This is a genomic window from Providencia sp. PROV255 (assembly GCF_028478065.1).
Classification (GTDB): Bacteria; Pseudomonadota; Gammaproteobacteria; order Enterobacterales; family Enterobacteriaceae; genus Providencia; species Providencia rettgeri.
Genome location: NZ_JAMPMI010000009.1, coordinates 97,563 through 111,579, shown reverse-complemented (window position 1 = coordinate 111,579; position 14,017 = coordinate 97,563). Strand labels below are relative to the sequence as shown.

Annotated in this window: 12 protein-coding genes; 9 read left to right on the top strand and 3 right to left on the bottom strand. The window is 39.6% G+C overall.

Annotated features, from left to right (window positions below; genetic code table 11):
- Positions 1–155 precede the first annotated feature (155 nt).
- Positions 156–776 carry an HD domain-containing protein gene (locus PR725_RS09810; RefSeq protein WP_109912916.1) on the bottom strand — a complete coding sequence of 207 codons (621 nt, stop codon included), beginning with the start codon at positions 774–776 and terminating at the stop codon, positions 156–158.
- An 11-nt stretch (positions 777–787) separates the two neighbouring features.
- Positions 788–1,771 (bottom strand): tRNA-modifying protein YgfZ, encoded by a 984-nt coding sequence (gene ygfZ / locus PR725_RS09805; protein ID WP_004913041.1) that lies wholly within the window; start codon positions 1,769–1,771, stop codon positions 788–790.
- 247 nt (positions 1,772–2,018) lie between these two features.
- Here ygfZ and sdhE point away from each other — a divergent pair, with 247 nt between their 5' ends.
- Both sdhE and PR725_RS09795 read left to right on the top strand, forming a co-directional pair.
- The gene (gene sdhE / locus PR725_RS09800; protein ID WP_004913039.1) at positions 2,019–2,285 is read left to right on the top strand and encodes an FAD assembly factor SdhE; all 267 of its coding nucleotides are present in this window, start codon (positions 2,019–2,021) and stop codon (positions 2,283–2,285) included.
- Entirely contained in the window at positions 2,266–2,676 is a 411-nt protein-coding gene (locus tag PR725_RS09795; RefSeq protein WP_042851636.1) for a protein YgfX, read from the top strand. The genes sdhE and PR725_RS09795 overlap by 20 nt, the downstream gene beginning before the upstream one ends.
- Positions 2,677–2,765: 89 nt before the next feature.
- On the opposite strand, the gene fldB is transcribed toward PR725_RS09795, so the two are convergent.
- Positions 2,766–3,284: a flavodoxin FldB gene (gene fldB, locus PR725_RS09790; RefSeq protein WP_004913034.1), complete on the bottom strand. Its 519-nt coding sequence runs from the start codon at positions 3,282–3,284 to the stop codon at positions 2,766–2,768.
- 117 nt (positions 3,285–3,401) lie between these two features.
- On the opposite strand from fldB, the gene xerD reads away from it, so the two are divergent.
- From xerD to PR725_RS09755, 7 genes are all read left to right on the top strand, one after another.
- Complete coding sequence (gene xerD, locus PR725_RS09785) at positions 3,402–4,304, top strand: site-specific tyrosine recombinase XerD (protein WP_109912915.1); 903 nt, start codon at positions 3,402–3,404, stop codon at positions 4,302–4,304.
- Between the two features lie 21 nt (positions 4,305–4,325).
- The gene (gene dsbC / locus PR725_RS09780; RefSeq protein WP_109912946.1) at positions 4,326–5,030 is read left to right on the top strand and encodes a bifunctional protein-disulfide isomerase/oxidoreductase DsbC; all 705 of its coding nucleotides are present in this window, start codon (positions 4,326–4,328) and stop codon (positions 5,028–5,030) included.
- 9 nt (positions 5,031–5,039) lie between these two features.
- Positions 5,040–6,773, top strand: coding sequence for a single-stranded-DNA-specific exonuclease RecJ (gene recJ, locus PR725_RS09775; RefSeq protein WP_198641449.1), 1,734 nt, complete (start codon positions 5,040–5,042; stop codon positions 6,771–6,773).
- A 129-nt stretch (positions 6,774–6,902) separates the two neighbouring features.
- Positions 6,903–8,004 (top strand): peptide chain release factor 2 gene (gene prfB, locus PR725_RS09770; RefSeq protein ID WP_109912913.1). Its coding sequence is split into 2 segments (ribosomal slippage): positions 6,903–6,980 and positions 6,982–8,004, totalling 1,101 coding nucleotides; the frame shifts between segments, so codons are not numbered across the junction.
- A 7-nt stretch (positions 8,005–8,011) separates the two neighbouring features.
- On the top strand, positions 8,012–9,529 hold the full coding sequence (lysS, locus tag PR725_RS09765) for a lysine--tRNA ligase (protein WP_109912912.1): 1,518 nt from the start codon (positions 8,012–8,014) through the stop codon (positions 9,527–9,529).
- 817 nt (positions 9,530–10,346) lie between these two features.
- Positions 10,347–10,901: a hypothetical protein gene (locus tag PR725_RS09760; RefSeq protein ID WP_109912911.1), complete on the top strand. Its 555-nt coding sequence runs from the start codon at positions 10,347–10,349 to the stop codon at positions 10,899–10,901.
- Positions 10,902–10,921: 20 nt separating this feature from the next.
- Positions 10,922–13,939, top strand: a complete 3,018-nt coding sequence (locus PR725_RS09755; RefSeq protein WP_272568761.1) for a hypothetical protein — start codon at positions 10,922–10,924, stop codon at positions 13,937–13,939.
- Positions 13,940–14,017 lie beyond the last annotated feature (78 nt).

Sequence of the window (14,017 nt, the reverse complement as noted above, 5' to 3'; positions counted from 1 at the left end):
CGAGATTAATAATTATTAAAAAATATAAAGTGGTTTATTATTTAAATTAAAATAATGAATTAGTGAAAGGTATATCTTACTATGGGCAATACATATTAGATTAGATGAGTGTAAAACGTTAAATGAAGCGGCTTTTCAGCCGCTTTGGGCGACAATTACAGCAACCAGCCTTTTTGCTGAGCTAGCTCCAATTGTAATTTAAGTTGTTGATAAAATTCAGGTAGGATCTGTTGAATATAATCACATTTACTGAGAACTTGTTCCAGACGAATGTGGTTTTCGACCCAGCTTTGCCCTTGATTGTGCAGGTTCATCAGCATTGGCATTGCTCGGTCAATGGCATTCGCATACACAGATTCCGGGGTTTCTAATGCATCATATTCATTCCATAAAGCTAGCAATGTTTCATTTTGCGGGCTAGGCAGTAAGTTAAAAATACGCTTAGCCGCTTTAACTTCTTCTTCATGAATAGCATCACGAGCGGCATTATCAAATACCAATACATCACCTGCGTCAATTTCAACAATGTCATGCACAAGGGCAAGTTTTATCGCATGTTCGATATTAACGCCTTGTACATAGGGTGCAAAACTCATGGCTGCAACCGCAAATTGCCAACTGTGTTCTGCTGTATTTTCTTGGCGTTCACGGTTCAATAACTTATTTTTACGATAAACACTTTTGAGTTTATCTAATTCCATCAAAAATTGGACGACTTCGGTAAAAGCCCCAAAATTAACCACCTCTACGGGCTTGCTACCTAATGCAGATGACATAAAAACTCCAATTAATTCTCTTCTAATGAATAAGGTAATGGTGCGATAGTTAGATGACTTTGCTCATCACCCATAACGCGGAAAACGCTATCGGCTTCCATATCGTTATTCATAATGACTTGTACATAGATTTCGCCACTACCTAAGCGAATTGCCGCTAGCACGGTTCCTGTACGGCGCCATTTATCACCAAGCTGCCATTCCACACCTTCACCAATAGCAGGAATGGTAGTGCCTGTGCCTTTTAAGGTATACATCGCACGTTTATTTGCACCGCGGAATTTTGCACGGGCAACCATTTCTTGACCGGTATAACAGCCTTTTTTAAAGCTAATACCATGAGGTAGGGCTTGTAAATTGGTTGCTTGAGGTAAATGTTGAGCACTGTTTTGTTGATCGATAACTGCAAACCCAGCTTCGATATCAAGGGCTAGCCATTGTTCATCATTGACCTGAATAGCACTCAAGGTTTGAGCCATTTTTTGTGCCGTTTCTTCGCTTGTGATCACCAGAAAACGCTCTGTGGGTAATGCAAAATGCAATATGGTAGAAGCGCCGTCAGTAACCACTTGGTTTTGGTCGTCTGGTAATGTAGTAAAGAGTGTTGCCAGCGCTTCTCTAGCGCCTTTACCTGCGACCCCGATTAATTTTAGGTCCGGTTTCTTTTCAAAAGTGACTTTCGAGAAAACAGCATATTTTTTCAGTTCAGCGAGTTGTGAATCGGCAACGCTAGTTCTTAATAGATAGGAATAGCCATCTAAGTGATGGAATAAGCGGAGGTCACTCCACATCTTACCTTTGGGATCACAGTGTGCTGTTAATGCGTGTGATTGTGTGAGTGTGGCAATATCCGCGGTCACTTGGCCTTGCAGATATTTTTCTGCATCGGCGCCGTGAAGGTGAATAAGTTCCCAGTTTTCCAGTGAAATCAAAACGAGTGGTAAAGACTGAGATCCGAGAGGAAATTGCTGTGTACTATCAATGTGGTTAGTCATGATTTCACCTATTGTTCTTTGATAGATAAGGGTGCCTAATGGTAAAATAGCTAGATAACATTGCAAGTAGTTATTATGATGAACCTGTATTATCTAATAGTTTTTCATCAGCTGTTTGTAGAAAAACGGTATTTTACTACTAAAATTACAACTATGTAGTCTATAACATGTTTTCTTGGCGGATAATCTGTTAGAGTATGGAAAATAATCAATCTAATCAGTTAACTGCAAAAAAGGCCGTAGTAAAATGGATATTGAGAATAAAGCGCGAATTCATTGGGCATGCCGCCGTGGTATGCGTGAATTAGATATTTCAATCATGCCGTTTTTTGAGTATGAATATGATAACCTGACAACCCAAGATAAGCAGGTATTTGTTCGATTATTAGAATGTGCGGACCCTGACTTATTCAACTGGTTAATGAATCATGGCCGCCCAGATGATGACGAACTTTTTCGTATGATTAAACTGATTCAGGAAAAAAATAAAAATCGTGGTCCTGTGGAAATCTAATCTCTCCATTTCATGGAAAACTCAATTGTTCTCAACCTGTGTTCATGGGGTCATTGGGATGTTTTTGCTTCTGACTCCATGGTCTCCTGGTAACTCAATGATATGGCTGCCGCTACTAGTGGTTGTCGTTGCGAGTTGGGCAAAGAGTCAGAAAAATATCAGTAAAATAAAAGGGGTTGCTGTACTGGTTAATGGCAATAAGCTTCAGTGGAAGAAAAACGAGTGGCGAATACTGAAAGCACCTTGGCTTACTCGTTACGGTATATTGCTGACATTAGAAGCGTTACAAGGCAAACCGCAAAAGATCCATTTATGGGTAGCTAAAGACGCACTTTCGGAGGAAAATTGGCGTAATTTAAACCAGTTATTGCTGCAATACCCTGATATCTAGGCTACCAAGATCAACCGAATTGGTGGCCTAAATACCGCTAGGTGCCGCTCACTTTGGGTTATCGATGAGCAAGCAAACATCAGTTTGCATTATAATAGAGCTTCAATTTCCTGAAAAATCTGTACACACCATTGTGCGATGCGTTCATCGGTCTGTTCAAACTGGTGAACTTCATCTAATGCAAGCCCCACAAACATATCACCGGTTTCATTGAGTGGTTTAGGGCTATCAAAGGTATAGCCTTCGGTCGGCCAGAAGCCAACGAATTTAGCACCAGTTGGTTTTAGTTGATGGTAGAGCATGCCAAGGGCATCAAGAAACCACTCGCCATAATCTATTTGGTCACCAAGACCATACATCGCAATGATTTTATTTGCGAGGTTAAGATTGGGAAGCGCTTCCCAAATTTCAAGCCAATCTTCTTGTATTTCACCAAAATCCCACGTAGGTATTCCCAAAATAAGAACATCATACTGTTCCATTTCTGCCGGCGGTGTATCGTTAACGTTATGCAGTGTGACGAAATCATCGCCGAGAATATCACGTATTTTTTCTGCAACCATTTCGGTATAACAGGTACTAGAACCGTAAAAAAGACCTATTTTCATATATATTATTACTATGTCCAGCTATGGTTTTCATCACAAGAGATGTATTGTAACAGAAGCCGGCACATTCAGGCATAATAGAATCGTGTGGTATTATCGAAAGGAAGTAGATCTGTCGTGGAAACAAAACAACTTAATCCATTAATTGAACAATTTCTTGATACAATCTGGCTTGAACAAGATCTTGCTGAAAATACATTAGCTTCTTATCGTAATGATCTTCAATTATTAGATAAATGGCTTGATGCTCACCAGTTGCATTTAGAAAATGTTCAATCTATTGACTTACAATCTTTTTTTGCTGAACGCATTGATTGTGGATATAAAGCAACCAGTTCAGCACGTTTATTAAGTGCGATGCGTCGGTTATTTCAATATTTGTATCGGGAAAAAATTCGCCTGGATGACCCCTCCGCGGTCATTGCTGCACCCAAAATTCCGCAGCGTTTACCCAAAGATTTAAGTGAAAAACAAGTTGAAGATTTATTAAACGCCCCTGCTACCGAAGATGCTTTAGAGCTACGTGATAAAGCCATGTTAGAAGTGTTATATGCCTGTGGTTTGCGTGTATCTGAATTAATCGGTTTAACGTTCTCGGATATAAGTTTGCGGCAGGGAGTTATTCGTGTTGTCGGTAAAGGCGATAAAGAAAGATTGATTCCCTTGGGGGAAGAGGCAATATATTGGCTAGAGAAATACATTGATGAAGGTCGCCCTGATTTATTAAATGGCAAAACGAGCGATATTCTATTCCCAAGTAAACGTGGCACGAAAATGACTCGGCAAACGTTTTGGCACCGAATAAAATATTATGCCGTACTTGCTCATATTGACAGTGAGCTACTTTCACCGCATGTTCTAAGACACGCTTTTGCCACCCATTTACTCAACCATGGGGCCGATTTACGCGTGGTACAAATGTTGTTAGGTCATAGCGATCTATCAACCACACAAATTTATACTCATGTTGCGACTGAGCGGTTACGAGTATTGCATGAGCAGCATCATCCAAGGGGGTGATGCATGATTAAAGGACTATCTATGAAACGCAAATTGTTATTATTGGCTGCCGCATGTATTGCGTCGTTTACTTCCACAGTCTATGGGGCAACGGAAGAAAAAGTTATCCGTGATACATTGGAAAAATACAATATGGTTGTTGAGGTGATTAAACCTTCACCCATTGTTGGGCTGAATGTGGTTGAAACATCAACCGGCGTTGTATACATCACAGATGACGGCAAGTATTTATTGCAAGGGCCAATTTATGATATGAGCGGTAAAAACCCGGTTAATATCAGTAACCAGCCGTTATTGAAAAAAGTAGAGGCGCTAAAAGATGAAATGATTATCTTTAAAGCTCCCCAAGAAAAGTATGTTGTGACCGTTTTTACCGATATTAGCTGTGGTTATTGTAAGAAATTACATGAGTCTGTTGATGAATTAAACCGCCAAGGTGTCACAGTGCGTTATCTGGCTTATCCACGCCAAGGCGCAGATAGTGACGTAGGGAAAAAAATGGCGTCTATCTGGTGTAATGGCCTACAACAAAAGGCACTAACTCAAGCGTTTAAAGGTGAGGACGTTGCGATCATTGATGACTGCAAAATTGACCTAAGTAAGCATATGAGTGTGGGTAATTTATTCAAAGTGACGGGAACCCCAGCAATCATCCTACCTGATGGGCAAATGCTACCTGGTTATATGAAACCGGATGCCCTTGTTCAATTACTCAACCAAAAATAGTTAATTATTGTGAATGTAGAAACGCTCTTACAACAAAGACAGCAACAAAGCTCTGCGGCTCAACTTCCTGGCTTGCCTGAACTTTTACAACGGATTTACCAACATCGAGGCATCACGGACATAACTCAGTTAGAGCGTAAAGCGGCTAATTTATTGGATTATCGGTCATTATCGGGTGTTGATAAGGCATTACCACTACTTTATCGCGCACTAATTGAGCATGAAGCTATTACTATTGTTGGTGATTTTGATGCCGACGGAGCAACAAGTACGGCATTAGCTATTCGAGCTTTAAAATCAATGGGATATAGAAATATCAACTATATCGTTCCGAACCGTTTTGAAAATGGCTATGGTTTAACGCCATTGGTTGTTGAAGAAGCCCGTAAACGTGGAACAAATCTCATTATAACGGTTGATAATGGCATTTCATCTCATGAAGGGGTTGGTGCCGCTAATCATTATGGAATGAATGTAATTATTACCGACCACCATCTGCCGGGGGGAACGTTGCCTGCTGCGGATGCGATAATCAACCCGAACTTAAATGAATGTTGCTTTGCATCTAAATCATTAGCGGGGGTAGGTGTCACATTTTATTTAATGTCAGCCTTACGTGCGTATTTACGTCAGCAAGGATGGTTTGCGAAACAAGGGCTTGCAGAGCCTAATTTAGCCGAATACCTTGATTTGGTTGCATTGGGAACCGTTGCCGATGTGGTGCCTCTTGATACCAATAACCGTATTTTAGTTCACCAAGGGCTAAATCGTGTTAGAGCAGGGCGTTGTTGCGCGGGAATTAAAGCCCTCGTTGAGGTTTCCAACCGCGATTTATCTAGGTTAGTGGCAAATGATTTTGGTTTTGCTCTTGGTCCTAGATTAAACGCGGCAGGTCGATTAGATGATATGTCAGTGAGTATTGAATTATTACTGACAGACGATATGGCATATGCAAGGGAACTGGCGAATGAGTTAGATGGGTTAAATCAAACTCGTCGTGAGATTGAAGCGGGTATGCAACAAGAAGCACTCGTGCTTTTTAATCAATTCGAATACGGTGAAAACCAGTTACCGAATGGCTTAGCCATATATCATCCTGAATGGCATCAAGGTGTTGTCGGTATACTCGCTTCAAGGATCAAAGAACAATATCATCGTCCGGTTATCGCATTTGCCCCTGCTGGTGATGGTTTATTAAAAGGTTCTGGCCGCTCTATTCAAGGTGTTCATATGCGGGATGCACTAGAACGATTAAATACGTTACAACCCGGTATCATGCAAAAATTTGGTGGGCATGCAATGGCTGCAGGTTTAACTTTACATGTTGATCAATTTGACGCCTTTAAACATCATTTCGAATTATTGATGGGTGAATTAGTTCAACCTGAGCAATTAGCTGGGGTGATCTGGAGTGATGGTGAACTTTCTCGCCATGAGTTTTGTTTAGAAACGGCTGAACTTATTCGAGAAAGTGGCCCGTGGGGGCAAGCATTTCCAGAACCTATTTTTGATGGCGAGTTTCAATTATTGCAGCAAAGGCTTGTTGGTGAACGTCATCTGAAACTGATGCTAGAGCCTGTGAATGGTGGGCCAATGTTAGATGCAATCATGTTTAATATTGATGTCCGTAGATGGCCAGACAACAGTATCAAAAAAGCTAAAATAGCCTTTAAATTAGACGTAAACGAATATCGTGGCCAAAGAAACGTACAATTAATGATTGAGCATATTTGGCCGGATTAAGCTGGTAATAAACCAGAAGAATAACCAGTAAATAGCGTTTGATGGCGCTATAAACATGAGATAAATTCCGCTATACTAAGCGGTTTGTGAATAAAAAATTATTTTTGACTAACCATAAGATATTGAAAAATGACGTTTGAAATAAACCCAGTAAAAAGTAAGATTCAGGACCTGTCTGAACGGACAGTGGTTCTGAGGGGGTATCTTTGACTATGATGCCAAGAAAGAACGCTTAGAAGAAGTCAACGCTGAGCTTGAACAGCCAGATGTCTGGAATGAACCCGAGAGAGCACAAGCCCTTGGTAAAGAACGCTCATCGCTTGAGGCAATTGTTGAAACGATTGACCAGATGATGCAAGGCCTTGAAGATGTTGAAGGTTTATTAGAGCTAGCGGTTGAAGCTGATGATGAAGACACATTCAATGAAGCAGAAGCTGAATTAGAGCAATTACAAGGCAAGTTAGAGCAACTTGAATTTCGTCGTATGTTCTCAGGCGAATACGATAGCGCAGACTGCTACATTGACTTACAAGCGGGTTCTGGCGGTACTGAGGCTCAAGATTGGGCAAGTATGTTATTACGCATGTACTTGCGTTGGGCCGAGTCAAAGGGCTTTAAAACCGAAATTATCGAAGAGTCTGATGGTGATGTTGCCGGGCTAAAATCGGCAACGGTCAAAATTATTGGTGACTATGCCTACGGATGGTTAAGAACGGAAACGGGTGTTCACCGTTTGGTTCGTAAGAGCCCGTTTGACTCGGGTGGGCGTCGCCATACTTCTTTTAGTTCTGCGTTTATTTATCCTGAAGTTGATGATGATATTGATATCGAAATCAATCCAGCAGATTTGCGTATCGATGTGTACCGTGCATCTGGTGCTGGTGGGCAGCACGTAAACAAAACGGAATCAGCGGTACGTATCACACATATTCCAACCAATATTGTGACGCAATGCCAGAATGACCGTTCGCAGCATAAAAATAAAGACCAAGCTATGCGCCAGTTAAAAGCGAAGCTATACGAACTGGAAATGCAAAAGAAAAATGCAGATAAGCAAGCGATGGAAGAGAACAAGTCTGATATTGGCTGGGGAAGCCAGATTCGTTCTTATGTCCTTGATGATGCAAGAATTAAAGATTTACGTACTGGTGTGGAAACGCGTAACACGCAAGCCGTACTGGATGGTGATTTGGATAAATTCATTGAAGCTAGTTTAAAAGCTGGCCTGTGAGGGAAAAATGTCTCAGGAACAACAAGGTGTTGAACAAGCACCTGATTTGAATAACGAACTTAAAGCCCGTAAAGAAAAATTAGCGGCACTGCGTGAAAAGGGTATTCCATTTCCAAATGATTTTCGTCGTGAAGATATTTCCGACAAAATTCATGCTCAATATGATGATAAAACATCCGAAGAGCTTGAAGACTTAAATATCGAAGTATCGATTGCTGGCCGTATGATGACGCGTCGTATCATGGGTAAAGCGTCATTTGCCACGCTACAGGACGTTGGCGGACGCATTCAAATTTATGTATCGCGTGATGACTTGGCAGAAGGCATCTATAACGAACAGTTTAAAAAATGGGACTTAGGCGATATCTTAGGTGCTAAAGGCCGTTTGTTTAAAACCAAAACTGGCGAGTTAACTATTCATTGTCATGAAGTTCGTTTATTAACCAAAGCATTGCGTCCATTACCTGACAAATTCCACGGTCTATCAGACCAAGAAACACGTTACCGTCAGCGCTACCTTGATTTAATTGCGAATGATGAATCTCGTCATACTTTTATTGTTCGCTCGAAGATCCTCGCTGAAGTACGTAACTTTATGGTTAGCTACGGTTTTATGGAAGTGGAAACACCGATGATGCAAGTCATTCCAGGTGGTGCTTCTGCACGTCCATTTGTGACTCACCATAATGCATTAGATATCGATATGTATTTGCGTATTGCGCCTGAATTATACCTCAAGCGCTTAGTTGTGGGTGGTTTTGAACGAGTATTTGAAATTAACCGTAACTTCCGTAATGAAGGGCTATCTCCACGTCATAACCCAGAGTTCACTATGATGGAACTCTATATGGCTTATGCGGATTACCGTGACTTAATCGCGTTGACAGAAGATTTATTCCGTACACTGACACAAAAAGTATTAGGTAATACCGTAGTTCAGTATGGCGAGCAAGAGTTTGATTTTGGTAAACCTTTTGCCAAACTCACCATGAAAGAAGCGATTTGCAAATATCGCCCAGAAACCAATGTTGCTGATTTGGATGATATGGATAAAGCGGTGGCGATTGCTCAGTCTATCGGTATTAAGATTGAAAAGAGCTGGGGCTTAGGCCGTATTCAGTGTGAAATTTTTGAAGAAGTTGCAGAAAGCCACTTGATTCAGCCAACATTTATTACTGAGTATCCAGCTGAAGTTTCACCATTAGCACGCCGTAACGATGACAACCCATTCATTACTGACCGTTTTGAATTCTTCATTGGTGGCCGTGAAATTGGTAACGGCTTCTCGGAATTAAATGATGCAGAAGACCAAGCTGAGCGTTTTGCTGAGCAAGTTCGTCAAAAAGACGAAGGTGATGATGAGGCAATGTTCTATGATGAAGACTATGTTACTGCATTAGAACATGGTTTACCGCCAACGGCCGGTTTAGGTATTGGTATTGACCGTATGGTGATGTTATTCACTAATAGCCATACTATTCGTGATGTTATTTTATTCCCTGCTTTACGTCCTAGCAAAGCTTAAATGCATTATGCCCGGTTAATTCCGGGCATATATTTATAAGCTATCAATATTACTCTTCACATGTTTTATTCAAGTGGTCATTTTAGTTAAAAAATAAAACACCATTTACTAGACGTTAAATGAGTAACGTAAAATGAAATCACTGAAAAGTTTTTTTTTAGTGATTATGACTATGTAATCACTATGTTTTAATTAAAAATAAATTTGAGTTACGAATCGTATCAATTTAATATAAGTAATTCTGACAGATAACTGCTATGCTTTATTACGTAGTTGAATGTCTATAAATATGTTTTTTGATAAAAAATTGATTCTATTTATAATTTTTAATTACTGTTAACCTGTAGAATTGAATTAAGCAGGTTACCCATATTTGGTGTGATGGCGATTATTTTCATGTCATAGGCTTAAATGTGTCAGCAGCTTGATAAATGAAATAAGATTTTTTGTTAGCTAGCATTTTATTTGTTAACAATTGTTTCAGATGACAGAACTAAAATAAGAGTTTACTTGAAAGGTATTGAATTGCTAGTAAGGTTTACCAAGTAACCTAATCGTTATCTGACATAAAATAATAAAAAATTCCGAAAAAGGTGTTAATTTACTCCTTTATTGGACGACTAGTGAGAATTAGCTCATAAAATTAATGAAAATATAGCAATAAAATAATTTTAAAACTAAAGTTAAGTTAATCATAAATTTATGAGATGACTCTATTTCTACGTTCGGACTTATAGAAAATAGCTAATTTTTAGCTTACACTAGGTTTTTTGGACATCATTATAATAGCGAAGAAAAGTGCTGGTAAGGTAACCATATGTTTTTAAAAAATAAATTTCATGTTGCATCTTTGCTTATAGCAGGTACAGCTCTTCTTTCAGGTTGTACATTTGGCTCAGACACATACAATACAGCAACACCGAATACCCCAAGTAAACAGACAGTCAATGCAAGTACCGCTCAGCCAGTAACACAACCAACTGCGGATACGAATTCAGGCCAGACTGATAACACATACCCTGAATCTCAAAAAGTTTTAAATAGTGCCATTAGTCGTACACCAATAGCATCAACAAGCTATGGTGAAAATGGTGCTGATCAGCAATCATTTGCCCATTTAAATACGTGTGTTAAAGAATTAAACGCGCTCAAAACACTCTCACCTAAAGATTACAATCGCTTAGTAGGTTCATTTAAAGAAGTTAGCGAAATCAACCGTCTATATCGACAAGTTGAAAGTACTGCTAGCCCAGACACAATTGAATTATTACAAATGGCGATCGAATCCAAAACTAAAGTGTTGTGCGCAAAAGTTCGTTATAACTCAGTATTGTCTACCGAATCAACATTGAAGAAAATTAGTGGATTATGAGAATAAACCTTAGGCTTTGTGTGTCACTGGCACTTGTTACGACTTTTTTTAGTCATGCTCCAAAAGCAGAGCGCTTTAACAATATAATTGATGATTTTGATACTTACCTTCAAATGGAAAAAGAAGGCAAAGTGCAAGAACAAAAGCAGCAATTGCCAGTTAATACACAAAACCAAGGTTATGATATCTTTTCTTCGCTATCTACTGTTCCTGCGCCAAAAGAGAAACAAAAATCTGCGGCAGCTAAAGCTAATAAAGGAACTAAAAGTAAAGCAACAGGGAAGAATAAATCTGCGGCTACATCAACAAAGAAAACAGATGTAGTGAAAGCAGATCCTACTGAGCCAGAAAAAACGACGTTTCCTGAGGTGTGTGCGGTGACGACAGAAAATGGCGTAGCCCCTATTTTATTGTCGTCTTACCCTTATTTTTTTCAAAGCAATCAATGGGATCCTGCTTATCTAGCAAAAGATTTCGCAAAGTATCAATTAGTTCTTGACCCTCTCGGCTTATATGCGTCTAAATTTGCTAAGCCAACTGGTATTAATGCCTCTGCTTATCTTGAGCAGTTAGCGCAATTAATTGAACGTCAGCAATTAACTCATTTATATAAGTTTGGTATTGCTCAAGGAGTAGGCCAACTTATTGCCTATAATCATTTACTCAATGATGAACAACTTGTTTCTGAACTCATTAATCATAATAAGAGTATTGCGCAATTAACGCATACAATTACCGAAAAGCAATTTGAGATTGATAAATTAAATGATGAGGTTCTGAAGAATAAAGAGCAAATAGCTCAATTACAGACGATTGTAGATTCATCAGATGACCAGTCTTTAGTTGACACATTAAAGGCTAAATTGGCGGATGCACAAAAAACAATTGAGCAAAAGCAAAATAGCCTTGAGCAATTGAGCCAAGAAAATCAACAAACTCAAGAAACCATTGCTCAGCTTGAAAAGCAATTAAATGAAAGTGTTGTTGAACAAGCCCAACTTAAACAGCAATTAGCAGAAAAAGAACAGCAATTTGCCTCAGCGAATTTGAAAATTGAGCAACTGACAGCTGATATTGCAAAATTAGAGTCAGAGGCTAAAAATCAACTACAACTCGTGGGTAACACTGATGAACAGATAAAATCAGTGACAGCTGAGCTTTTACAGCAAAAAGAGTTGTTAAAACAAAAAGAAAATGAACTAGCAACGGCTAAAAGTGAAAAAGATGGCGTTCAATCTTCTTTAGTTGCTCAGCAAGAAAAAAGTAAATCACTCGAGTCTCAAAACCAGCAATTACAAGCCCAGTTGGTTGAAAAAGAACAATTAGCAGAAAAAATTCAAGCTTCCCTGGCAGAAAAAACTGAACAAGCAGAACAAAAAGTTGCATTAGAAAATGCATTAAAAGCGGCTCAGGAGCAGCTTAATTCATATCAAAGCACGCAGAATACGTTAGCAAAACAGTTGGCTCAAAGTGAAAAACAACAGGAAGACTTGCAGGCAAAACTCAGCCAGCAAGAGCAGAGTTATGCCACCGCACAAGCGCAGCTGAAGCAAGCGAAGGCGGACTTACAAAAACTCCAAGCGGATGTGGAAAAACAAACCGCGTTGATGAGCCAAGCCAGCGATCAGCAAGTTAAAGCGCTGACGGCGGATTTAAACAAACAACTGGCGTTGCTGAAGCAAAAAGAAGACGGGTTGAAGAGAGCGGAAACCGAAAGCCAAACCACCCGTGACGCCTTAGCCAAACAGCAAGCGGATGCGAAAGCGTTAGCCGAGAAAAACCAGCAGTTGGTCGCAGAGCTCCAGCAAAAAGCGCAACAAGCAGATAGAATTCAGGCGTCATTAGCGGAGCAAACCGCGAAAGCGGCTGAGAAAGTGGCGTTAGAAGCCGAACTGGCCGCGGCGAAAAAACAGCTAGCCGAGCAGCAAGCCGCGCAAAATGCGTTGTCAAAACAGTTTGCGAACAGTGAAAAACAGCAGGCGGACTTGCAGGCAAAACTCAGCCAGCAAGAGCAGAGTTATGCCACCGCACAAGCGCAGCTGAAACAAGCCAACGCAGACCTGTTGAAGTTACAAAAAGATGTTGAAAAACAAACAGCGCTAATAGGGCAAGCAAGTGACAAGCAAGTTAAAGAGCTAACAATAAACTTAAATAAACAGATTGCCCTATTGAAACAGAAAGAATCAGCTTTAGCTAAGTTAGAATCTGAGAAAAAATCAATTAATGATGCTCTTACTGCCCAAGAAAATGAGAAGAGAAAACTTGAGCAGCAAAATCAGCAATTTGTTAAGCAGACTAAGTCTCAAGAAGACAAAATTAACAAACTTGAAAGTGATATAGCGGCTAAAACAAAGAAACAGTCTGAGGTTGAGCAAAAACTGGCAGACACAAATAAGCTTTTTGGTGATTTAAAAACGACTTCTCAGAAAGAATTAGCATTAGCACAAGAGAAATTGAAAAAATTACAAACAGAGTTAGATTCGCGTAAATCCATTTCGAGTGATGAAACTTTAAAATTACAAATTGTGGACTTGAACCGATTGATAACTCAACTACAAGATGAAAATGATGCATTAAAAGCGAGAAGTGGATCAAAAACGAATACAGGTTTGGCTGGACGAGTTCCGCCTAGTAAAGATTTAAAAGCGATCGCTGCAGAAAATGCGAAGAAAAACCAAAAGATTATTGAACAAATTACTGCTCAAAAATACAGTAAGCTCGATAACAACACTTACTATAAGATCATGCAAGCAGGCTCACCGATAAAAGACGTCAAAAATAAAGATGTAACTTTTATTATGAGGGAACAATTGACGGATGGTAAGGTTACAGTATTGTACACCGATCAAAACCCTGTCACATTGCCTTATAGCCAGTTACCAGCTCCATTAAATTCCTTTGTAGAACGAGCAGGGGAAGGGGGCATGGTTAAGGTATATATTAAGCCTGAAGGAGGGTATGGTGTTGAAGGTATACCTGGTGAAGTACCACCAAACTCCATGTCAATTATTGATTTGAAAATAATTAAAGCAAAATAATATAATTTTTGTCTAAGTTTATCTTAAAGGTAATTTGTCACTGAAAAGGCAAATTACCTTTTTTGTGATGTATTAATT

What these genes read in the sequence shown, in the direction of transcription:
- PR725_RS09810 (WP_109912916.1), bottom strand. Translation starts at nt 776, where the DNA reads ATGTCATCTGCATTAGGTAGCAAGCCCGTAGAGGTGGTTAATTTTGGG.
- ygfZ (WP_004913041.1), bottom strand. Translation starts at nt 1,771, where the DNA reads ATGACTAACCACATTGATAGTACACAGCAATTTCCTCTCGGATCTCAG.
- sdhE (WP_004913039.1), top strand. Translation starts at nt 2,019, where the DNA reads ATGGATATTGAGAATAAAGCGCGAATTCATTGGGCATGCCGCCGTGGT.
- fldB (WP_004913034.1), bottom strand. Translation starts at nt 3,284, where the DNA reads ATGAAAATAGGTCTTTTTTACGGTTCTAGTACCTGTTATACCGAAATG.
- dsbC (WP_109912946.1), top strand. Translation starts at nt 4,326, where the DNA reads ATGAAACGCAAATTGTTATTATTGGCTGCCGCATGTATTGCGTCGTTT.
- lysS (WP_109912912.1), top strand. Translation starts at nt 8,012, where the DNA reads ATGTCTCAGGAACAACAAGGTGTTGAACAAGCACCTGATTTGAATAAC.
- PR725_RS09760 (WP_109912911.1), top strand. Translation starts at nt 10,347, where the DNA reads ATGTTTTTAAAAAATAAATTTCATGTTGCATCTTTGCTTATAGCAGGT.